The sequence below is a fragment of the Streptomyces sp. yr375 genome, assembly GCF_900110755.1.
Classification (GTDB): Bacteria; Actinomycetota; Actinomycetes; order Streptomycetales; family Streptomycetaceae; genus Streptomyces.
The window spans coordinates 17,294-37,106 of sequence record NZ_FOFF01000018.1 but is presented as its reverse complement, the minus strand read 5'-3'; the positions used below and the strand labels follow the sequence as shown (position 1 = coordinate 37,106).

The window sequence follows — 19,813 nt, the reverse complement described above, 5'->3', positions numbered from 1 at the left end:
GGACCGGACTCCCGTCAGACCTCTTCGACGCTGCTCGGCTCGCGCCGGGACAGGTCGATGCCGAGCTCCTCCGCCGCGCGGAAGACGTCCTCGTCGGTGTCACGCATCTCGATGGACATACCGTCGCTGGACAGCACCTCCACGTTCAGGCAGAGAGACTGCATCTCCTTGATGAGCACCTTGAAGGACTCGGGGATGCCGGGCTCGGGGATGTTCTCGCCCTTGACGATGGCCTCGTAGACCTTCACGCGGCCGGTGACGTCGTCGGACTTGATGGTCAGGAGCTCCTGGAGGGCGTACGCGGCGCCGTATGCCTCCAGCGCCCACACCTCCATCTCGCCGAAGCGCTGACCGCCGAACTGCGCCTTACCACCCAGCGGCTGCTGGGTGATCATCGAGTACGGACCGGTCGAACGGGCGTGCAGCTTGTCGTCGACCAGGTGGTGCAGCTTCAGGATGTACATGTAGCCGACCGAGATCGGGTCCGGGAACGGCTCACCGCTACGGCCGTCGAACATCCGCGCCTTGCCGGTCGGGAGCACCATGCGCTCGCCGTCGCGGTTCGGGATGGTGTGGTTCAGCAGACCCGCGAGCTCGTCCTCACGGGCGCCGTCGAAGACCGGGGTGGCGACGTTGGTGCCGGGCGCGACCTGGTCGGCGCCGATCACCTGGAGACGCTTGGCCCAGTCGTCGGCGAGCCCGGAGACGTCCCAGCCGCGGCTGGCGAGCCAGCCGAGGTGGATCTCCAGCACCTGTCCCGGGTTCATTCGGGACGGCACACCGAGCGGGTTGAGGATGATGTCGACCGGGGTCCCGTCCTCGAGGAACGGCATGTCCTCGATGGGCAGGATCTTGGAGATGACACCCTTGTTGCCGTGCCGGCCGGCGAGCTTGTCGCCGTCCGTGATCTTGCGCTTCTGCGCCACGTAGACGCGGACCAACTGGTTCACGCCCGGCGGCAGCTCGTCGCCCTCTTCACGGTCGAAGACGCGGACGCCGATGACCTTGCCGATCTCGCCGTGCGGCACCTTCAGCGAGGTGTCACGGACCTCACGGGCCTTCTCACCGAAGATGGCGCGCAGCAGGCGCTCCTCCGGCGTCAGCTCGGTCTCGCCCTTGGGCGTGACCTTGCCGACGAGGATGTCGCCGGCGACGACCTCGGCACCGATGCGGATGATGCCGCGCTCGTCGAGGTCGGCGAGGACCTCCTCGGAGACGTTCGGGATGTCCCGGGTGATCTCCTCCGGGCCGAGCTTGGTGTCACGGGCGTCGACCTCGTGCTCCTCGATGTGGATCGAGGAGAGGACGTCGTCCTGCACGAGGCGCTGCGACAGGATGATCGCGTCCTCGTAGTTGTGGCCCTCCCACGGCATGAACGCCACGAGCAGGTTCTTGCCCAGGGCCATCTCGCCGTTCTCGGTGGCCGGACCGTCGGCCAGGACCTGGCCCTCGATGATCCGGTCGCCCTCGTTGACGATGACCTTCTGGTTGACCGAGGTGCCCTGGTTGGAGCGGGCGAACTTGGCCAGGCGGTACGTGATGTACGTGCCGTCGTCGTTGGTGGTGGTGATGTAGTCCGCGGAGACCTCCTGGACCACACCCGCCTTCTCGGCCTTGACCACGTCGCCGGCGTCGACCGCGGAGCGGTACTCCATGCCGGTGCCGACGAGCGGGGCCTCGCTCTTGATGAGCGGCACGGCCTGACGCATCATGTTCGCGCCCATGAGGGCACGGTTGGCGTCGTCGTGCTCGAGGAACGGGATCATGGCGGTCGCGACCGACACCATCTGGCGCGGCGAGACGTCCATGTAGTCCACGTCGTCACCGGGGACGTAGTCGACCTCGCCGCCACGACGGCGGACCAGGACGCGGGCCTCGGTGAACTGCATGTCGTCGTTGAGCAGGGCGTTGGCCTGCGCGATGACGTAGCGGTCCTCCTCGTCGGCCGTCAGGTAGTCGACCTCGTCGGTGACGACGTCGCCGGCGACCTTGCGGTACGGCGTCTCCACGAAGCCGAACGCGTTGACGCGGCCGTAGGAGGCGAGCGAACCGATCAGACCGATGTTCGGGCCTTCGGGAGTCTCGATCGGGCACATGCGGCCGTAGTGCGAGGGGTGCACGTCACGGACCTCGAAGCCGGCCCGCTCACGGGAGAGACCACCAGGGCCAAGAGCCGACAGACGGCGCTTGTGGGTGAGACCCGACAGCGGGTTGTTCTGGTCCATGAACTGCGAGAGCTGGCTGGTGCCGAAGAACTCCTTGATGGAGGCGACGACCGGCCGGATGTTGATCAGGGTCTGCGGCGTGATCGCTTCGACGTCCTGGGTCGTCATGCGCTCGCGGACGACTCGCTCCATACGCGCCAGACCCGTGCGGACCTGGTTCTGGATGAGCTCGCCGACGCTGCGCAGACGACGGTTGCCGAAGTGGTCGATGTCGTCGGTCTCGACGACGATCGACGTGCCGTTGTCCGAGGTCGTCTCGGTCTCGCCGGCGTGCAGCTTGACCAGGTACTTGATCGTCGCGATGACGTCCTCGACGGTCAGCACGCCCGCGTTGAGCGGAGCCTCGCCGCCCAGCTTCTTGTTGACCTTGTAGCGGCCGACCTTCGCGAGGTCGTAGCGCTTGGGGTTGAAGTAGAGGTTCTCGAGCAGCGTCTGCGCGGCCTCACGGGTCGGCGGCTCGCCCGGACGGAGCTTGCGGTAGATGTCGAGCAGCGCGTCGTCCTGACCCTGGGTGTGGTCCTTCTCCAGGGTGGCGCGCATGGACTCGTACTCGCCGAACTCCTCGAGGATCTGCTCGGTCGTCCAGCCGAGAGCCTTCAGGAGCACGGTGACGGACTGCTTGCGCTTGCGGTCGATACGGACACCGACCATGTCGCGCTTGTCGATCTCCATCTCCAGCCAGGCACCCCGGGACGGGATGATCTTGGCGGAGAAGATGTCCTTGTCGGACGTCTTGTCGATGGAGGAGTCGAAGTAGACACCCGGCGAACGGACGAGCTGCGACACGACGACACGCTCGGTGCCGTTGATGACGAAGGTGCCCTTGTTCGTCATGAGCGGGAAGTCGCCCATGAAGACCGTCTGGGACTTGATCTCGCCGGTCTCGTTGTTCGTGAACTCGGCCGTCACGAAGAGCGGGGCCGCGAAGGTGAAGTCACGGTCCTTGCACTCGTCGATGCTGTTCTTCGGCGGCTCGAAACGGTGGTCGCGGAAGGTCAGCGACATCGACCCGGAGAAGTCCTCGATCGGGGAGATCTCCTCGAAGATCTCCTCCAGACCGGACTTCGTGGGGACGTCCTGACCGGAGTCCAGAGCAGCCTCGACGCGAGCCTTCCAGGCGTCGTTGCCGAGCAGCCAGTCGAAACTCTCGGTCTGCAGCGCGAGAAGGTTGGGAACCTCGAGGGGCTCCTTGATCTTTGCAAAGGAGATGCGCAGCGGGGCGGTGCTGGCAGCGTTGTTCGTATTCGCGGTCGAGGCGTTGCGCGAGGCGGCCAAGAGGGGGTCCTTCCGAGGGCTCGGACTCACTACGCGCGTACCGGCCCCTCATCCCGTGCACAGAGACAGCTTTCCGGATCTGGCCAAAGGGCCAGGTCAAGGAGGTCTGGTCGTCCGGGCTCAAGTGAGGGCATGCCCCTGGTGACGGGCAGGGGACAGCTAACAGGCAGCGCAAAGGGTCAGTGTAGCCACTTGGCACACTGATGTCCAGTGCGGGTTTTTCGAGACCCTCGTGGTTCTCAACGCCCTCGGTCTGCTTGCCCTCAACGCACGGTGATACTGCCCTGTTCGTCGTCGATCCATGCCTCGGATTCGGATCCTTGTGACGACGCGTCCTGAGAATTGCGCGCTGCGTGCGGTTCGTCAAGGCCCCCCTGCGCGAACGGCCGCGCTCGGAGACACGATGAAGATCACCATACCCCCCGCTCACACGGGTTCGAGGCAACCGTGGCCGCGCTCCCAGGAACGACGAAGAGCGACCACCCAGATGGATGATCGCTCCTCGGTGCACCGGCGTTACAGCCCCGGAGGGGCCAGTTTCAGCCGTTGCTCGCGGTCGTCGCCGACCGCGATGGTGTTACTTGACCTCGACGGAGGCGCCGGCGGCCTTGAGGGACTCGGCAGCCTTCTCGGCGGCCTCCTTGGCGACCTTCTCGAGGACGGGCTTCGGAGCGCCGTCCACGAGGTCCTTGGCCTCCTTCAGGCCCAGCGAGGTCAGCTCACGCACGACCTTGATGACCTGGATCTTCTTCTCGCCGGCGCCGGTGAGGACGACGTCGAACTCGTCCTGCTCCTCGACGGCCTCGGCGGCGGCGGCCGGACCGGCCGGGCCGGCAACGGCGACGGCGGCGGCAGCGGTGACGTCGAACTTCTCCTCGAACGCCTTGACGAACTCGGAGAGCTCGATGAGGGTGAGGTTCTCGAACTGCTCGAGCAGCTCTTCCTGGGACAGCTTCGTCGCCATGTCGGGCGATCCTTCCACTAATTCGGCTGGTGCCGGATGTACATGTCGGCGGGCGTACAGTCGGCCCGCGTCGACCGCGGCCGCGTCAGGCGGCTGCGGTCAAAGTGCGAGCCGAGTTACTCGGCACCGCCCTGCTCGGCCTGCTTGACCCGAAGCGCCTCCGCGGTGCGGACGAACTTCGAGGGCAGCGCCTGGAAGACGGAGGCAGCCTGAGACTGCTTCGACTTGAAGGCACCGGCCAGCTTGCTGAGCAGAACCTCGCGGGACTCGAGGTCCGCAAGCTTCTTGATGTCGTCGGCGGACAGCACCTTGCCGTCAAGGACGCCGCCCTTGATGACGAGGTTCGGGTTGTCCTTGGCGAAGTCACGAAGACCCTTCGCCGACGTCACCGGGTCACCGGTGATGAAGGCGACTGCCGTCGGACCGTTGAACAGGTCGTCGAGCGTCGTGATCCCGGCCTCGTTGGCCGCAATCTTGGTCAGCGTGTTCTTCACCACGGCGTACTGGGCGTCTTCACCGAGCGAACGACGCAGCGTCTTGAGCTGCGCCACGGTGAGACCCCGGTACTCGGTCAGCACGGCGGCGTTCGAGCTGCGGAACGCGTCCGTCAGCTCGGCTACCGCGGCAGCCTTGTCGGGCCTTGCCATAGAGCGTCGGCCTCCTTCCGGGTGATGAGGACCGCTCAGAAGGGGCTGTGACAAACGAAACGCCCCGGCGCAGGCGCACGGGGCGTAGCTCGACCGAACGAATTCCGTGAGCGGAACCTGTCCGGGAGCACATCCACATTCACCTACGCGGGTCGTCCGCATTGCAGCGGATCCTTCGGCCACCGCACTCTCTGACGAGGGCACGGCAACGACCAGCGGTCTTTGGCTTCTTCAGGAGCGTACGGGACCGGGTCGCCGTCAGGCAAATCCGCTCGGGCGACGGGCACTACGAGCCGGTGCCCGCCCCCTGCTGCTTCACCAGCTCGGTGAAGTCGGCGGTGTCGCTCGCCGGCGGGACCTGGGCGGAGACCTTGGTGCCGTAGTCGCTGTAGTACGCGGTCTGGGCGTAGGCGCCCGTCGTGGTCTCGCCCTTCTCCGTCTTCTTGACCAGCAGGTCCCGGTCGTTCACCCAGATGTCGATGGTCTCGGTGGTGACGCCGGCCTGGTCCAGCGTCTTCTTCAGGTCGTCGAGCTGGCTGCGGGTGAGGCTGGAGTTCTGCGCGGCGAGGTCGGCCACGTCGAGCGTCCCCGAGTAGTGCGTGGTCTGCTGCCCGCGCACCTTCTCCCGGCCGACCTCCCGCACGTCCCCGGAAGCCAGCAGGAGCTTCACCGACTGGTTCGGGGTGGTGTTCTGCATCTGGTCCTTCAGATACGCGCCGGAGCCGCCGCCGAGGCTCTCCAGGGCGTCGTACGCGTACTTGATCCAGTGCCGGCCGCCGGCCTGGGTGGCGAAGGTGTCGCCCATCTTCGCGTAGTAGGCGTCGGGCAGATAGCGGGCCTCCATCGACGTGGTGCCCATCTGGCGCATCGTGTCGGCCATGGTGCCGCCGGTGTAGGTGATGGTGAGCGTGCCGGTGAGGCCGTCGCCCCAGCCGAGGGCGCCGTCGGCGGTCATCGACATCACCGAGCCCATCGTGGTGGTCGACTCGACCTTCGCGGAGTCCGCGCCGTCGGTGGACTTCTCGGCGCTGCGCAGGGCCGCTATGGGGCTGAGCAGCGGCCCGCCGCTCCCGCCCTTGCCGGACCCGCCCGAGCCGCTGGAACCACCGGAAGCCCCCGAACCTCCGGAACTGCACGCGGTCACTCCGGCAAGCAGCGTCATCGCAACGATCGACAGACCCGCACGGCGCACGGTCGCACGCTTCATTCGCCCCACCCCCAAGGTTTCCCGTCACTGCACGCTAGCCCACGGCACTGACAGCCGTACGAGAAAAGCCGTACGGGGGAAAGGGACGAGCCCCGCACCTCGAGAGGTTGCGGGGCTCGTGCCGACTGTGGCGAACCGTCAGGTTCAGACCGCGGCCGGGTCCTCCTCGACGAGGAGGTTGCGGGTGCGGTTCGGGTCGAGCTGAATGCCGGGGCCGATCGTGGTGCTGATCGCGGCCTTCTTGATGTAGCGACCCTTGGCGGCGGACGGCTTCAGGCGGAGGATCTCCTCCAGGGCCGCGCCGTAGTTCTCCACCAGCTTGACGTCGTCGAAGGACGACTTGCCGATGATGAAGTGCAGGTTCGAGTGCTTGTCGACGCGGAACTCGATCTTGCCGCCCTTGATCTCCGTGACGGCCTTGGCCACGTCGGGGGTGACGGTGCCGGTCTTCGGGTTCGGCATCAGACCACGCGGACCGAGCACGCGGCCGAGGCGGCCGACCTTGCCCATGAGGTCCGGGGTGGCGACGACGGCGTCGAAGTCCAGACGGCCCTTCGCGACCTCGTCGATCAGTTCGTCGGAGCCGACGATGTCGGCGCCCGCGGCCTCCGCGGCCGCTGCACGGTCACCGGTCGCGAAGACCAGGACCCGGGCGGTCTTGCCGGTGCCGTGCGGCAGGTTCACGGTGCCACGGACCATCTGGTCGGCCTTGCGCGGGTCGACACCCAGGCGGAAGGCGACCTCGACGGTGCCGTCGAACTTGCTGGTGGAGGTCTCCTTGGCGAGACGGACGGCCTCGAGCGGGGCGTAGAGCTTCTCCCGGTCGATCTTGGCGTCCGCAGCGCGGAGGGACTTGCTGCGCTTGCTCACTACTGCTCCTGTGTGCGTCTTGAGGAGTCGTGGTACGGGCCGAGCAGGCCCTGCCACGGTGCTACGAAGGTGCTACGGGGCTGGGGCTCAGCCCTCGACCGTGATGCCCATGGAACGGGCGGTGCCGGCGATGATCTTCGACGCGGCGTCGAGGTCGTTGGCGTTGAGGTCGGGCAGCTTGGTCGTGGCGATCTCGCGGACCTGCGCCTGCGTGATCTTGGCGACCTTGGTCTTGTGCGGCTCGCCCGAGCCCTTCTCGACACCAGCGGCCTTGAGGATCATCTTCGCGGCCGGCGGCGTCTTGGTGACGAAGGTGAAGGAGCGGTCTTCGTAGACCGTGATCTCCACCGGGATCACCCAGCCACGCTGCGACTCGGTCGCGGCGTTGTAGGCCTTGCAGAACTCCATGATGTTGACGCCGTGCTGGCCGAGCGCGGGGCCGACCGGCGGTGCGGGGTTCGCCGCACCGGCGTTGATCTGGAGCTTGATGAGCCCCGTGACCTTCTTCTTCTTGGGAGGCATTGCTCTCTCCGGGTCCTAGTGAGAGTTTTTTCAGCCTTCCGGTCCGGATGATCCGGATGGAGGCATACCGCACAACGATAACGGGTATCCCTGCGCGGCCAAAAACCGAGCAGGTCAGGCACCGCGCGAGCGGCCACCTGACCTGTTCGGAGGCTTCTGTTCCAGAAGGGCTAGTTCTTCTGGATCTGGTCGAAGCTGAGCTCGACCGGGGTCTCGCGGCCGAAGATCTCGACGAGGCCCTTGACCTTCTTCGAGTCGGCGTTGATCTCGTTGATCGTGGCCTGCAGCGTGGCGAACGGGCCGTCGGTGACGGTGACCGAGTCGCCCACCTCGAAGTCCAGCACCTGGACCTCGAGCTTGCGGGACGGAGCCGGCTTGCCCTCGGCCTCGGCGGCCTCACGGGCGGCCTTCTCCTCGGCCTCCGGGGCGAGCATCTTGACGATCTCGTCCAGGGTCAGCGGGTACGGGTCGTAGGCGTTGCCCACGAAGCCGGTGACGCCGGGAGTGTTGCGGACGACGCCCCAGGACTCGTTGGTCAGGTCCATGCGCACCAGCACGTAGCCGGGGAGCTTGTTCTGACGGATGGTCTTGCGCTCGCCGTTCTTGATCTGCGCGACCTCTTCCTGCGGCACCTCGGCCTGGAAGATGAAGTCCTCGACGTTCAGCGAGACGGCGCGCTGCTCCAGGTTGGTCTTCACGCGGTTCTCGTAACCGGCGTACGTGTGGATGACGTACCACTCGCCGGGCAGGGTGCGCAGCTCTTCACGCAGGGCGGTGACGGGGTCGACGGGCTCGGCCGGCTCTTCTTCTTCGGCTTCTTCTTCGGCCTCGTCGGCGACGACGTCCTCGTCCTCGACGTCCTCGTCGGCGACGACGTCCTCGTCCTCGACGTGGAGCGCGGCTTCCTCCGCGGGCTCGCCCGCTTCGGCCTCGGCAGCCTCGAACTCGTCCAGGTCCTCGTCCGCGCCCTCGACGATGTCGAGCTCGTCGTCCACGGACTCGACGTCCTCGTTCAGGTTCTGGTCAGACACGGTGGCTGCTTCTTCCTGGATACATAGGGGTGGAACATGCGAAAGGGGCGCCGGATACCTCGGCGCCCTTCGCTCTTGGCTCAGCCGAAGACGTACTTGGCGGCGTGGCTGAGTCCATAGTCAATCACGGTCACCAGGCCGATCATGATGACGACGAAGACGATCACCACGGTCGTGTACGTCGTGAGCTGACTCCGCGTGGGCCATACGACCTTGCGGAGCTCCGCGACGATCTGGCGATAGAAGATCGCGAGACGCTTCAGCGGGCCCTTCTTGGCGCGCTTACCGCCCTTGCGGGTCTTCTGCTGCGCCTCAGGCACCTCGTCCTGGGCATCAGGCGTGTCGATGGAGCCCACGGCATCCGCCATTCGTCCTCACCTGTTCCCGGGTCGTGGCCGTGCCGCGCCCGGTCTGAGCCGCACGACGGTGCATTGCTGCTGTACGTACATACGCTGCGCACACATCCTGGTGATGGTGTGTGTAGCAGGGCCGGAGGGACTTGAACCCCCAACCGCTGGTTTTGGAGACCAGTGCTCTACCAATTGAGCTACGACCCTTTGTGTGTTCCCCAACGTACCGCATCCGGTCGGGTGCTCGGTGTGCACCTGTTGGGGGCGCGGCTGTTGAAGGCCAACGACGTGTGAGTGTACGTGGTCTTGGCCCCCTCGTCGAACGAAAAGGGCTCTTGATCGGATTCACTCTGATGTTCAGTCGGCTGACCAGTCCGTGAAACCCGTGTGCCGAGCGGGTTTCAGGTCTGAAACCATGGACCCCATGAGCGCTGCAACCCCTCCCACCGAGCGCCGGGTCTCCGCCCGAGTCGGCGCGATCTCCGAGTCCGCCACTCTCGCCGTGGACGCCAAGGCCAAGGCCCTGAAGGCCGCCGGGCGGCCGGTGATCGGCTTCGGCGCCGGTGAGCCGGACTTCCCGACCCCGGACTACATCGTCCAGGCCGCCATCGAGGCCTGCTCGAACCCGAAGTACCACCGCTACACGCCGGCCGGCGGCCTGCCGGAGCTGAAGGCCGCGATCGCCGCGAAGACGCTGCGCGACTCCGGTTACGAGGTCGACCCGTCCCAGATCCTGGTGACCAACGGCGGCAAGCAGGCCATCTACGAGGCCTTCGCCGCGATCCTCGACCCGGGCGACGAGGTCATCGTCCCGGCGCCGTACTGGACCACCTACCCGGAGTCGATCCGGCTGGCCGGCGGTGTCCCGGTGGAGGTCGTCGCCGACGAGACGACCGGCTACCGGGTCTCCGTCGAGCAGTTGGAGGCGGCGCGCACGGAGCACACCAAGGTTGTGCTCTTCGTCTCCCCGTCGAACCCGACCGGCGCCGTCTACAGCGCCGAGGACGCCGAGGCGATCGGCCGCTGGGCCGTCGAGCACGGCCTGTGGGTGATGACGGACGAGATCTACGAGCACCTCGTCTACGGGGACGCGAAGTTCACCTCGCTGCCGGCGATCCTGCCCGAGCTGCGCGACAAGTGCATCGTGGTCAACGGCGTCGCCAAGACGTACGCGATGACCGGCTGGCGGGTGGGCTGGATCATCGGCCCGAAGGACGTCGTCAAGGCGGCGACGAACCTCCAGTCGCACGCCACGTCGAACGTCTCCAACGTGGCGCAGGTCGCCGCGCTGGCCGCCGTCTCCGGTGATCTGTCGGCCGTGGAGAAGATGCGCGAGGCCTTCGACCGCCGCCGCAGGACCATCGTGCGGATGCTCAACGAGATCGACGGCGTGCTCTGCCCGGAGCCGGAGGGCGCGTTCTACGCGTACCCGTCGGTGAAGGCGCTGCTCGGCAAGGAGATCCGCGGCAGGCGCCCGCAGGACTCGGTCGAGCTGGCCGCGCTCATCCTGGAGGAGGCCGAGGTCGCGGTGGTGCCGGGTGAGGCCTTCGGCACACCGGGGTACCTGCGGCTGTCGTACGCGCTGGGTGACGAGGATCTCGTCGAGGGCGTGAGCCGGATCCAGAAGCTGCTGGCCGAGGCCAGGGACTGACACCGCGCATGACGAAGGGGCCGGACCTGACCGTTCAGGTCCGGCCCCTCTGTCATGTGTGCGAGCAAGACCACGTTCGGGGAAAGTGGTACCTGGACGACACGAACGTGCGGCAGGATTCCCTGATGGAGCGTGTACGTGATGTCTCTGAACTGCCGAAAGCCCATCTGCACCTGCACTTCACCGGTTCGATGCGGCCGACCACCGTGCTGGAACTGGCCGACAAGTACGGTGTGCGCCTGCCCGAGGCCCTGATCGAGGCGCTGACGAGCGGCGAGCCGCCGAAGCTGCGGGCCACGGACGAGCGGGGCTGGTTCCGCTTCCAGCGCCTGTACGACGCGGCGCGCTCGTGCGTGCGGGAGCCCGAGGACATCCAGCGGCTGGTGCGCGAGGCCGCCGAGGAGGACCTGAAGGACGGCTCGGGCTGGCTGGAGATCCAGGTCGACCCGACGTCGTACGCGCCCCGGCTGGGCGGGCTGATCCCGGCGCTGGAGATCATCCTGGACGCGGTGGAGACGGCCTCGCGCGACACCGGGCTCGACATGCGGGTGCTGGTGGCGGCGAACCGGATGAAGCATCCGCTGGACGCCCGCACCCTGGCCCGGCTGGCCGTGCGGTACGCGGACCGGGGAGTGGTCGGCTTCGGCCTGTCGAACGACGAACGCCGGGGCATGGCACGGGACTTCGACCGGGCGTTCGCGATCGCGCGGGAGGGCGGCCTGCTGTCCGCGCCGCACGGCGGCGAGTTGACGGGCCCGGCGTCCGTCCGCGACTGCCTGGACGATCTGCACGCGAACCGGCTGGGCCACGGGGTGCGGTCGGCCGAGGACCCACGGCTGCTGAAGAAGCTCGCCGAGCGGGGGGTGACCTGCGAGGTGTGCCCGGCGTCGAACGTGGCGCTGGGCGTGTACGAGAAGCCCGAGGACGTGCCGCTGCGGACCCTGTTCGACGCGGGCGTCCCCATGGCGCTGGGCGCCGACGACCCGCTGCTGTTCGGCTCGCGGCTGGCGGCCCAGTACGAGATCGCCCGCCGCCACCACGCCTTCACGGACGAGGAGTTGGCGGAACTGGCCCGCCAGTCGGTACGGGCGTCGGCGGCGCCGGAGGACGTACGGGCGAAGCTGCTGTCGGGCGTGGACGACTGGCTGGCGTCCTGAGCCTGGCTACAGCCCGGCGGCCACCATCACCGGCTCGTTGACCAGGGTGATCCCGAAGGCCTCGCGCACCCCGGTGACGACCTCGCGGGCCAGTGTCAGCAGGTCCTCCGTGGTGGCCGTGCCGCGGTTGGTGAGGGCCAGGGTGTGCTTGGTGGAGATGCGGGCGGGTCCGCTGCCGTACCCCTTGGTGAAGCCCGCCTTGTCGATCAGCCAGGCCGCGGAGGTCTTGGTGTGTCCCGCGCCGGCCGGATAGGCGGGCGGCTGCACGCCGTCGCCCAGCCGCTCCCGCACGCGCGCGTGGAACACCGCGAAGTCGGCGTCGGTGAGGATCGGGTTGGTGAAGAAGGAGCCGGCCGACCAGGTGTCGTGGTCCTCGGGGTCGAGGACCATGCCCTTCCCGGCGCGCAGCTTCAGCACGGCCCTGCGGGCCTCGGCGAGCGGCACCCGGTCCCCCGGCTCGACGCCCAGCGCGCGTGCCGTCTCGGCGTACTTCAGGGGCGCCGACAGCCCGCCCGCGTCCGACAGTTCGAAGCGGACGCGCAGGACGACATACCGCTCGGGGTGGGCCTTGAAGCGGCTGTGGCGGTAGGAGAAGGCGCACTCCTCGTTGGTGAGCGTGACCGTCTCGCCCGCGTGGCGGTCGTAGGCGATGACCTCGGTGATCGTCGAGGAGACTTCCTGGCCGTACGCCCCGACGTTCTGGATCGGGGTGGCGCCCGCCGAGCCGGGGATGCCGGCCAGGCACTCGATGCCGGCGAGCCCGGCCTCCACGGTGCGGGCGACGGCGTCGGTCCAGACCTCGCCCGCGGCCAGCTCGAGCCGGGTACCGGCGAGTTCGCAGCCGCGGGTGGCGATGCGCAGGGCGGTGCCGTCGAAGCCCTTGTCGCCGATGACGAGGTTGGAGCCGCCGCCGACGACGAGCAGCGGTGTGCCGTCGGCGTCGGCCTCGCGCACGGCGGCGATCACCTCGGCGTCGGTCGTCGCGGTCACCAGCCTGGTGGCGGGACCGCCCAGCCGGAAGGTGGTCAGCGGGGCGAGCGGGGCGTCCTGGAGTTCCTGCACGCGCCCAAGACTACGAGACACCACTGACAGCCCCGACAGACCTGCCCGCGCGTAAGGGGCGCCTCGCAATGGAGAACGCCCCTTACCGCAACGCCTGACTGGCGACTGCCGACCTGGCCGGCCTCAGCCCAGTCGGACGACCGCCCGGGACATCCCGAGCACCTTCTGCCCGCCGCTGGTGACGGTCAGGTCGACCCGCACGGTGTTGTCGTCGAGCTTGGCGCCCACCTTGCCGGTGACCTCGATCACGGCGCCCTGGCCGTCGTTCGGGACCACGACCGGCTTGGTGAAGCGGACGCCGTAGTCGACGAGCGCGCCCGGGTCGCCGGTCCAGTCGGTGACGACGCGGACCGCCTCGGCCATGGTGAACATGCCGTGCGCGATGACGTCCGGCAGGCCCACCTCCTTGGCGAACTTCTCGTTCCAGTGGATGGGGTTGAAGTCCCCGGAGGCGCCCGCGTACTGCACCAGCGCGGCGCGGTCCACCGGGAAGGACTGGGCGGGCAGCTCGGTGCCGACCTCGACGTCGTCGTAAGCGATCTTCGCCGTCATCGGTTCCTCACGCCTGCCCTTCCGTGGACTCGGCGGCTGCTTCGGGCTCCGCGACTGCTTCGGGCTCCGCCGCGCGGGCGACGAGCTTGGTCCAGGCGGTCACGACGTGCTCGCCGGACTCGTCGTGGACCTCGCCGCGGATGTCCAGGATGTCGTTGCCTGCCATGGACTTGACGGCCTCGATGGTCGAGGTGACCGTGAGCCGGTCACCGGCGCGCACGGGACGCTTGTAGGCGAACTTCTGGTCGCCGTGGACCACGCGGTTGTAGTCGAGGCCGAGCTGGGGGTCCTGGACGACCTGGCGCGCCGCCTTGAAGGTGATGGAGAACACGAAGGTCGGCGGCGCGATCACATCGGCGTACCCGAGGGCCTTGGCGGCCTCCGGGTCGGTGTACACCGGGTTGGCGTCCGCCACGGCCTCGGCGAACTCGCGGATCTTCTCCCGGCCGACCTCATAGGGATCGGTGGGCGGGTAGATCCGCCCGACGAAGGACTGATCGAGCGCCATGGGCCTCGGCACCTCCTGCTTGCTCAAATGACCGGTACGGATCGGGCAACTGGTTCAACGACGCGAGGCCGCCCCCGATCACTCGGGGACGGCCTCGCATACGAGCCTGATTTATCGCGTTTCGCGGTGCGCGGTGTGCGCGTTGCAACGCGGGCAGTGCTTCTTCATCTCCATTCGATCCGGGTTGTTACGCCGGTTCTTCTTGGTGATGTAGTTCCGCTCCTTGCACTCCACGCAGGCCAGCGTGATCTTCGGGCGGACGTCGGTGGCAGCCACAGGAGTGCTCCTTGACGAACGGATGGGACCTATTAACGCATGAAAGAGTAGCCGATCGAAGGACCGACCCCACAATCGGCTACTGTCAGTAGCGGTGACCGGACTTGAACCGGTGACACAGCGATTATGAGCCGCTTGCTCTACCGACTGAGCTACACCGCTTTGATGGGATCAGGTCCCGCCTTGCGACGGGAACCTCACCCACCAGAGCCCCAATGCGGAATCGAACCGCAGACCTTCTCCTTACCATGGAGACGCTCTACCGACTGAGCTATTGGGGCGAGCGATGAAGACATTACACGGTCCGCAGCCGTTCACCCAAATCCGTTTCGCGGGGCCCTCCAGGGCCGTTCCGAGGGCCGCCCCGAGGGCCGTTTCCGCAGCGTCCCGGCGGTCTCCTGAGCCCCTCCGGCACGGCGGACCACACCGGTACGACTATTGCGCTCCTCCCCGCCCGCGCCGAACCGCCGCCCTAGGCTCGACTCACTCTGCGTGATCTTGTGAGTTCCCCCACGCCCCTGGAGCGCGATGCCCGACAGCCAGCCGCAGCCGCCCCCCTCCTGGTCGTCCTCGTCGTCCCCCTTCGGGGCCTCGGGAGGCTCGCCGGACCCGGCCGGCCTCCTGCTGTGCGGGGCGCGGCTGACGGACGGCCGGACCGTGGACGTACGGCTGGGCCGCGGGCGTATCGAGGCGGTCGGCACGGCCGGCAGCCTGACCGCGGGCCCGGCGGCCGGTCCGGCCCGTGGCGGCGCGCGCGTGGACCTCGACGGCTACCTCCTGCTCCCCGCCCCCGCCGAGCCGCACGCGCACGCCGACACCGCGCTCACGGCCGACACCGACGGCCCCGTCTCGTACGCCGCCCAGGACGTCCAGCGCCGGGCCACGGAGGCCGCGCTGCTGCAACTCGGCCACGGCGCGACCGCCCTGCGCGCGCACGTGCGCGTGGGCGACGTCCAGGGCCTCGGCGCGCTGGCCGCCGTCCTGCGGGCCCGGCGTTCGCTGCGCGGGCTCGCCGAGCTGACGACGGTGGCGATGCCCCGGGTGCTGACCGGGGCGGCCGGCGCGGACGGGCTCGCGATACTGCGCGACGCGGTGAAGATGGGCGCCTCGGTGGTCGGCGGCTGCCCGGACCTGGACCCTGATCCGACGGGGTACGTGGAGGCCGTCCTGGAGGTCGCCTCCGAGCACGGCTGCCCCGTCGACCTGCACACCGACGCCGCCGACCCGGCCCGTCTCGCCCGCCTGGCCGCGATGGCCGGCGGCCTGCGCCCCGGCGTCACCCTCAGCCCCTGCGGCGGCCTCGACCGCCTCCCCGCCGAGACGGCCGGCCGCACCGCCGACCAACTGGCCGCCGCCGGCGTGACGGTGGTCTGCCTCCCCCAGGGCGGCTGCGGCGCCGTCGAGGACCGGGGCGCGGCGCCCGTACGGCTGTTGCGCGCGGCCGGGGTGCGCGTGGCGGCCGGCAGCGGGGCGGTGCGGGACGTCTCCAACCCGGTCGGCCGCGGCGACCCCCTGGAGGCGGCCTACCTCCTCGCCTCCCGCCACGGTCTGCGCTGCGAGGACGCCTACGACACCGTGAGCACGTCCGCGCGGGCCGCTCTGGGCCTGCCCGAGGTCCGCGTGGAGGCGGGTTTCCCGGCCGACCTGCTGGCCGTCCGGGGCGACCGGCTGGCGGGCGCCCTGTCGCTGGCGTACAGCCGGATCGTGATCCACCGGGGGCGCGTGGTGGCCCGCACGAGCGCGGTCCGCGAGTACTGCAACTCGGCGGCCGCGGCGGAGTTGGGCCTACCCCGGCAGGGGCGGGGGGAGCTCTCGTAGGGCTCGGGGTCCGGTCGGCACCGTGCGGCGGACGGGGCTGTCCGGGCGTACGGTCGAAGGCATGCGCATTGTCATCGCTGGTGGTCATGGTCAGATCGCGCTGCGGCTGGAGCGGCTGCTCGCCGCGCGCGGGGACGCGGTCGCGGGGGTCGTCCGCAGGGCCGAACAGGGCGACGACCTGCGGGCGGCCGGTGCCGAACCGGTCGTCCTGGACCTGGAGTCGGCCTCCGTCGAGGAGGTCGCGGAGCGGCTGCGCGGCGCGGACGCGGCGGTGTTCGCGGCGGGCGCGGGCCCGGGCAGCGGGACGGCCCGCAAGGACACCGTGGACCGGGGCGCGGCGGTGCTGTTCGCGGACGCGGCGGTCCGGGCGGGCGTACGGCGCTTCGTGGTCGTGTCGTCCATGGGCGCGGACCCGGATCACCGGGGCGACGGGATCTTCGACGTCTACCTGCGCGCCAAGGGCGAGGCGGACGCGTACGTGCGGGGCCTGGACGCCCTCGACTGGACGATCCTGCGCCCCGGCGCGCTGACGGACGACTCCGGCACCGGTCTGGTCCGCCTGGAGGCGCGTACGGGGCGCGGTGCCGTCCCACGCGACGACGTGGCCGCCGTGCTCGCGGAGCTGCTCGACACCCCGGCGATGTCCGGCCTCACCCTGGAGCTGATCAGCGGCTCGGCGCCGGTGCCGGTGGCGGTGAAGGCGGTCGCGGGGAACTGAGCGGGGCGGCGCCAGAAGAGGGGCGGCGCTAGAAGAGGGGCGCTAGAAGAGGGGCAACTGCCCGGGGAAATCCGGGAGGACGTATCCGTCCAACGACGGCTGTGCCGCGCCCAGTTGTGCCGTCCTGCGGGACCCGGGGCAGGAGACGAACTCCCCGCTCCCCCGCGCCCCGGGCGGGTCGTGCCGGGCGTACCGTCCGGCGACGACGGCGATCTCGCGACGGCACTCGGGACAGGTTCTACGACGGCTGGACGCGCTGGACATGGGGCCAGTCTGCCCCAGTGGGCCACGCGGGTACCCCCTGGCGGGACGCGCCCCGCTCACCGCGCGGAACTGCGATCGCGTCCCTAGCATCCGTACACGTGGCACATACCTTCGAGGAACTCGTGGAGAAGCAGCGCGCGGCCGACGAGGCACACGCGAGGGTCGAAGAGCTGCGGGACGCCTATGGCGCGCCCACGGCAGCCCCCTGGTCGGAGACCCAGACCGACACCTACGAAACCGCCTGGCGAGCCTGGCGCGACCTCGCCCGCGACGCCCAGGCCGCGGTCACCGAACACGCCAAGGACGAGAACAAACCGCGCAACGACATCGAGGCGGAGGTAAAAGCAAAGACGAAAACGCCGACAAGCCCCGACCCGAAGAAAACACCGAGCACCCCGGAAGCCCCTCCCGAGGGCGAGTGAAGCGCACGTCCCCCCACGCCCTTGCCCAACACACGAAGAAACCCCTCCGTGCTGCGTTTCCGCAGTACGGAGGGGTTTCCTCTCTGGTCGGCCATCACCGGGTAAGCGGCAAAGATCCCCCTCACCTCTTCCTCAACTTCCTTGCGATTAACGCTTGTTGACCTTCAAGATCGGCTTTGCCGCAGCCCACCGCCTCGGCTCCGCCGACCAACGGTCCGGGGCGAGAAGCACACAGCATGCCTGTCCGACCAACAGCACTCGAAGGCGTGGCCTGTGGCTTGTGGCCTGTGACCAGGGTCTGAGGACGAACGGGAAGTGATTCTTTACATGGACGCGCGATACGTCCCGGGCGATGAGAGCGACGGTGCGGACGCGGTCCGTCGACGGCCGGGGAGAAGCGGCTCGCCCGAGCCGTGGTCGGCGGGTTGGTCCTGCTGGTGGCCGCGCTCGTGGGCCTGGTATTCCTGCTGGTTCTGCTCGTCACAGTGGCGGTGTTTCCGGGGGCGGTGGAACTCGACGGTCTCACTCCGGTGTTCTGGGCCCTGCTGCTTCTCGCTCCGTGCTCTGTGATCGCCACAGCGATCACGGTGCCGGCACGACGGCTGGGGCATGCCACGTTACGCCTTCACCCACCACTGCCCGGCTGTCGGACGCCGCCTTCGGCTGGCTGTCGGCCTTCCTCGTCGGCGTGATGCTGCTGGAATGGACGCCGGGGGTTCACGCCCACTCGGTCCTGCCTGCGGTCGCCGTGGCCACGGTCGGGCTCGTGCTGGAGCCGCTTGCGAAGCGGGTGGCCGGCAGCAAGGACGAGGAACGAGCGGAGTAGCGGATGCCCGCCCGTACTGGTTGGCCTACTCCGGTGGCACGTCACCTACGCGGCTGGAGCAACGCGGGTGAGGGGCTGAAATCCCGTCCATGCTCCGTCCGCACTCCCCGAGAGAGGGCGTTCGAACGCAAGACGGCGTGAGACAGTGCACCGCTCACCAGAGGGCATGGCGAAGGGGCGGTGACCTGCTGTGTTAGCAGGTCACCGCCCCTTCGTTCTCAGCGTGGCGGCGCCAGGGTTCGAACCTGGGTAGGCTGAGCCGGCAGATTTACAGTCTGCTCCCTTTGGCCGCTCGGGCACACCGCCGGGTTTGCCGCCGATTCGAACCGCTTTTCGGCGGTGCTCCTTGGCAACGACGTAAACGATACCCGATGCCCAGGGGTGCTTCGCCACCTGATTCCTCGGCGCTCGGAGAGAGTGGGGTGGCTAGGCTTGGCCGGATGCGGCCCGGGCTCACGCCGGGCTCGGCGCTCACCCCACGTACGCCGATACGCACCCGACACGCACCCTGATACAAGGAGCCACAGGACATGGCCGACTCCAGTTTCGACATCGTCTCGAAGGTCGAGCGGCAGGAGGTCGACAACGCCCTCAACCAGGCCGCCAAGGAGATCTCGCAGCGCTACGACTTCAAGGGCGTCGGCGCCTCGATCTCGTGGTCCGGTGACAAGATCCTGATGGAGGCGAACTCCGAGGACCGGGTGAACGCCGTCCTCGACGTCTTCCAGTCCAAGCTGATCAAGCGCGGGATCTCGCTGAAGGCGCTGGAGGCGGGCGAGCCCCAGCTCTCCGGCAAGGAGTACAAGCTCTTCGCGGAGATCAAGGAGGGCATCTCCCAGGACAACGCGAAGAAGGTCGCCAAGCTCATCCGCGACGAGGGCCCCAAGGGCGTGAAGGCCCAGGTGCAGGGCGAGGAACTGCGGGTCAGCTCCAAGAGCCGCGATGACCTGCAGACCATCATCGCCCTGCTCAAGGGCCAGGACTTCGACTTCGCGCTGCAGTTCGTGAACTACCGGTAGTCGGCCGGGTGGGCGCCCGACGGGTGCCCACCCTTCTGGTCCCCTTCTGGTCCCCTTCAGGCCTCCCGGCCACGCCCGGGGCTGCGTTCAGGACCGCGCTCAGTCTCGCGAGTTGCCGAACAGCAGGCGGTAGATGATCAGGAGCACCAGCGAACCGCCGATCGCCGAGGCCCAGGTGGCGCCGTCGTAGAAGTCCTTGGTGATGGGGTGGTCCAGCCAGCGGGCCGATATCCAGCCGCCGATGAACGCGCCTGCGACGCCGATGAGGGTCGTGCCGATGAAGCCGCCCGGGTCCCGCCCCGGCAGCAGGACCTTGGCGATGACTCCGGCCAACAGCCCCAGGATGATCCAACTGACGATGCCCATGCCCTGAACCTGCCCTTCCGTGCTGTGCCCGTGCTGTCCGGGCAGTGTGATGTCGCTCGCTCCGGACGGACGGACCGTGCTCG

General features: G+C 68.6%; 21 protein-coding genes and 4 tRNA genes. 7 read left to right on the top strand and 18 right to left on the bottom strand.

Annotated elements, in window-relative coordinates; genetic code table 11:
- Window positions 1–14 precede the first annotated feature (14 nt).
- From rpoB to BMZ82_RS19270, 9 genes are all read right to left on the bottom strand, one after another.
- Window positions 15–3,500, bottom strand: coding sequence for a DNA-directed RNA polymerase subunit beta (gene rpoB / locus BMZ82_RS19315; protein WP_093777415.1), 3,486 nt, complete (start codon window positions 3,498–3,500; stop codon window positions 15–17).
- A 577-nt stretch (window positions 3,501–4,077) separates the two neighbouring features.
- Window positions 4,078–4,464 carry a 50S ribosomal protein L7/L12 gene (gene rplL, locus BMZ82_RS19305; protein WP_093777413.1) on the bottom strand — a complete coding sequence of 129 codons (387 nt, stop codon included), beginning with the start codon at window positions 4,462–4,464 and terminating at the stop codon, window positions 4,078–4,080.
- Window positions 4,465–4,580: 116 nt separating this feature from the next.
- Window positions 4,581–5,111 (bottom strand): 50S ribosomal protein L10, encoded by a 531-nt coding sequence (gene rplJ, locus BMZ82_RS19300; protein ID WP_093777411.1) that lies wholly within the window; start codon window positions 5,109–5,111, stop codon window positions 4,581–4,583.
- Window positions 5,112–5,397: 286 nt separating this feature from the next.
- Window positions 5,398–6,318, bottom strand: coding sequence for an SCO4651 family lipoprotein (locus BMZ82_RS19295; RefSeq protein ID WP_093777409.1), 921 nt, complete (start codon window positions 6,316–6,318; stop codon window positions 5,398–5,400).
- Between the two features lie 144 nt (window positions 6,319–6,462).
- On the bottom strand, window positions 6,463–7,188 hold the full coding sequence (gene rplA, locus BMZ82_RS19290; protein WP_093777407.1) for a 50S ribosomal protein L1: 726 nt from the start codon (window positions 7,186–7,188) through the stop codon (window positions 6,463–6,465).
- A gap of 87 nt (window positions 7,189–7,275) precedes the next feature.
- Window positions 7,276–7,710, bottom strand: a complete 435-nt coding sequence (gene rplK, locus BMZ82_RS19285; RefSeq protein WP_019072313.1) for a 50S ribosomal protein L11 — start codon at window positions 7,708–7,710, stop codon at window positions 7,276–7,278.
- Between the two features lie 170 nt (window positions 7,711–7,880).
- Window positions 7,881–8,741 (bottom strand): transcription termination/antitermination protein NusG, encoded by an 861-nt coding sequence (nusG, locus tag BMZ82_RS19280; RefSeq protein ID WP_093777405.1) that lies wholly within the window; start codon window positions 8,739–8,741, stop codon window positions 7,881–7,883.
- Window positions 8,742–8,821: 80 nt separating this feature from the next.
- Window positions 8,822–9,109 (bottom strand): preprotein translocase subunit SecE, encoded by a 288-nt coding sequence (secE, locus tag BMZ82_RS19275; RefSeq protein ID WP_093777403.1) that lies wholly within the window; start codon window positions 9,107–9,109, stop codon window positions 8,822–8,824.
- A gap of 116 nt (window positions 9,110–9,225) precedes the next feature.
- Window positions 9,226–9,298: transfer RNA gene (locus tag BMZ82_RS19270), tRNA-Trp, on the bottom strand.
- A 217-nt stretch (window positions 9,299–9,515) separates the two neighbouring features.
- Here BMZ82_RS19270 and BMZ82_RS19265 point away from each other — a divergent pair.
- Window positions 9,516–10,742, top strand: a complete 1,227-nt coding sequence (locus BMZ82_RS19265; RefSeq protein WP_093777558.1) for a pyridoxal phosphate-dependent aminotransferase — start codon at window positions 9,516–9,518, stop codon at window positions 10,740–10,742.
- A 125-nt stretch (window positions 10,743–10,867) separates the two neighbouring features.
- On the top strand, window positions 10,868–11,899 hold the full coding sequence (locus BMZ82_RS19260) for an adenosine deaminase (RefSeq protein ID WP_093777556.1): 1,032 nt from the start codon (window positions 10,868–10,870) through the stop codon (window positions 11,897–11,899).
- A gap of 6 nt (window positions 11,900–11,905) precedes the next feature.
- Here BMZ82_RS19260 and BMZ82_RS19255 read toward each other — a convergent pair whose 3' ends face one another.
- The 6 genes from BMZ82_RS19255 to BMZ82_RS19230 all read right to left on the bottom strand — a co-directional run bounded on the left by BMZ82_RS19255 (window position 11,906) and on the right by BMZ82_RS19230 (window position 14,578).
- On the bottom strand, window positions 11,906–12,961 hold the full coding sequence (locus tag BMZ82_RS19255) for a UDP-N-acetylmuramate dehydrogenase (protein WP_093777401.1): 1,056 nt from the start codon (window positions 12,959–12,961) through the stop codon (window positions 11,906–11,908).
- 123 nt (window positions 12,962–13,084) lie between these two features.
- Window positions 13,085–13,513 carry a MaoC family dehydratase gene (locus BMZ82_RS19250; protein ID WP_093777399.1) on the bottom strand — a complete coding sequence of 143 codons (429 nt, stop codon included), beginning with the start codon at window positions 13,511–13,513 and terminating at the stop codon, window positions 13,085–13,087.
- A gap of 7 nt (window positions 13,514–13,520) precedes the next feature.
- Window positions 13,521–14,021, bottom strand: coding sequence for a MaoC family dehydratase N-terminal domain-containing protein (locus tag BMZ82_RS19245; protein ID WP_093777397.1), 501 nt, complete (start codon window positions 14,019–14,021; stop codon window positions 13,521–13,523).
- A 111-nt stretch (window positions 14,022–14,132) separates the two neighbouring features.
- Window positions 14,133–14,297 (bottom strand): 50S ribosomal protein L33, encoded by a 165-nt coding sequence (gene rpmG / locus BMZ82_RS19240; protein WP_018834916.1) that lies wholly within the window; start codon window positions 14,295–14,297, stop codon window positions 14,133–14,135.
- An 89-nt stretch (window positions 14,298–14,386) separates the two neighbouring features.
- Window positions 14,387–14,459: transfer RNA gene (locus BMZ82_RS19235), tRNA-Met, on the bottom strand.
- 46 nt (window positions 14,460–14,505) lie between these two features.
- Window positions 14,506–14,578 (bottom strand) — tRNA-Thr (locus tag BMZ82_RS19230).
- Between the two features lie 247 nt (window positions 14,579–14,825).
- Here BMZ82_RS19230 and BMZ82_RS19225 point away from each other — a divergent pair.
- Both BMZ82_RS19225 and BMZ82_RS19220 read left to right on the top strand, forming a co-directional pair.
- Window positions 14,826–16,115 carry an amidohydrolase family protein gene (locus tag BMZ82_RS19225; RefSeq protein WP_093777393.1) on the top strand — a complete coding sequence of 430 codons (1,290 nt, stop codon included), beginning with the start codon at window positions 14,826–14,828 and terminating at the stop codon, window positions 16,113–16,115.
- A 61-nt stretch (window positions 16,116–16,176) separates the two neighbouring features.
- On the top strand, window positions 16,177–16,833 hold the full coding sequence (locus BMZ82_RS19220) for an SDR family oxidoreductase (protein ID WP_093777554.1): 657 nt from the start codon (window positions 16,177–16,179) through the stop codon (window positions 16,831–16,833).
- Between the two features lie 42 nt (window positions 16,834–16,875).
- On the opposite strand, the gene BMZ82_RS41890 is transcribed toward BMZ82_RS19220, so the two are convergent.
- Complete coding sequence (locus BMZ82_RS41890; protein WP_093777552.1) at window positions 16,876–17,097, bottom strand: hypothetical protein; 222 nt, start codon at window positions 17,095–17,097, stop codon at window positions 16,876–16,878.
- A 98-nt stretch (window positions 17,098–17,195) separates the two neighbouring features.
- Here BMZ82_RS41890 and BMZ82_RS19210 point away from each other — a divergent pair, with 98 nt between their 5' ends.
- On the top strand, window positions 17,196–17,519 hold the full coding sequence (locus tag BMZ82_RS19210) for a hypothetical protein (RefSeq protein WP_093777391.1): 324 nt from the start codon (window positions 17,196–17,198) through the stop codon (window positions 17,517–17,519).
- Between the two features lie 688 nt (window positions 17,520–18,207).
- On the top strand, window positions 18,208–18,345 hold the full coding sequence (locus BMZ82_RS40755; protein WP_177244559.1) for a hypothetical protein: 138 nt from the start codon (window positions 18,208–18,210) through the stop codon (window positions 18,343–18,345).
- A 224-nt stretch (window positions 18,346–18,569) separates the two neighbouring features.
- On the opposite strand, the gene BMZ82_RS19200 is transcribed toward BMZ82_RS40755, so the two are convergent.
- Window positions 18,570–18,651 (bottom strand) — tRNA-Tyr (locus BMZ82_RS19200).
- Window positions 18,652–18,875: 224 nt separating this feature from the next.
- On the opposite strand from BMZ82_RS19200, the gene BMZ82_RS19195 reads away from it, so the two are divergent.
- On the top strand, window positions 18,876–19,364 hold the full coding sequence (locus tag BMZ82_RS19195; RefSeq protein ID WP_093777387.1) for a YajQ family cyclic di-GMP-binding protein: 489 nt from the start codon (window positions 18,876–18,878) through the stop codon (window positions 19,362–19,364).
- A gap of 99 nt (window positions 19,365–19,463) precedes the next feature.
- On the opposite strand, the gene BMZ82_RS19190 is transcribed toward BMZ82_RS19195, so the two are convergent.
- Complete coding sequence (locus tag BMZ82_RS19190; RefSeq protein ID WP_093777385.1) at window positions 19,464–19,730, bottom strand: GlsB/YeaQ/YmgE family stress response membrane protein; 267 nt, start codon at window positions 19,728–19,730, stop codon at window positions 19,464–19,466.
- Between the last annotated feature and the right edge of the window lie 83 nt (window positions 19,731–19,813).

What these genes read in the sequence shown, in the direction of transcription:
- rplL (WP_093777413.1), bottom strand. Translation starts at nt 4,464, where the DNA reads ATGGCGACGAAGCTGTCCCAGGAAGAGCTGCTCGAGCAGTTCGAGAAC.
- rplJ (WP_093777411.1), bottom strand. Translation starts at nt 5,111, where the DNA reads ATGGCAAGGCCCGACAAGGCTGCCGCGGTAGCCGAGCTGACGGACGCG.
- BMZ82_RS19295 (WP_093777409.1), bottom strand. Translation starts at nt 6,318, where the DNA reads ATGAAGCGTGCGACCGTGCGCCGTGCGGGTCTGTCGATCGTTGCGATG.
- rplK (WP_019072313.1), bottom strand. Translation starts at nt 7,710, where the DNA reads ATGCCTCCCAAGAAGAAGAAGGTCACGGGGCTCATCAAGCTCCAGATC.
- secE (WP_093777403.1), bottom strand. Translation starts at nt 9,109, where the DNA reads ATGGCGGATGCCGTGGGCTCCATCGACACGCCTGATGCCCAGGACGAG.
- BMZ82_RS19265 (WP_093777558.1), top strand. Translation starts at nt 9,516, where the DNA reads ATGAGCGCTGCAACCCCTCCCACCGAGCGCCGGGTCTCCGCCCGAGTC.
- BMZ82_RS19260 (WP_093777556.1), top strand. Translation starts at nt 10,868, where the DNA reads ATGGAGCGTGTACGTGATGTCTCTGAACTGCCGAAAGCCCATCTGCAC.
- BMZ82_RS19250 (WP_093777399.1), bottom strand. Translation starts at nt 13,513, where the DNA reads ATGACGGCGAAGATCGCTTACGACGACGTCGAGGTCGGCACCGAGCTG.
- BMZ82_RS19245 (WP_093777397.1), bottom strand. Translation starts at nt 14,021, where the DNA reads ATGGCGCTCGATCAGTCCTTCGTCGGGCGGATCTACCCGCCCACCGAT.
- BMZ82_RS19225 (WP_093777393.1), top strand. Translation starts at nt 14,826, where the DNA reads ATGCCCGACAGCCAGCCGCAGCCGCCCCCCTCCTGGTCGTCCTCGTCG.
- BMZ82_RS19220 (WP_093777554.1), top strand. Translation starts at nt 16,177, where the DNA reads ATGCGCATTGTCATCGCTGGTGGTCATGGTCAGATCGCGCTGCGGCTG.
- BMZ82_RS41890 (WP_093777552.1), bottom strand. Translation starts at nt 17,097, where the DNA reads ATGTCCAGCGCGTCCAGCCGTCGTAGAACCTGTCCCGAGTGCCGTCGC.
- BMZ82_RS19195 (WP_093777387.1), top strand. Translation starts at nt 18,876, where the DNA reads ATGGCCGACTCCAGTTTCGACATCGTCTCGAAGGTCGAGCGGCAGGAG.
- BMZ82_RS19190 (WP_093777385.1), bottom strand. Translation starts at nt 19,730, where the DNA reads ATGGGCATCGTCAGTTGGATCATCCTGGGGCTGTTGGCCGGAGTCATC.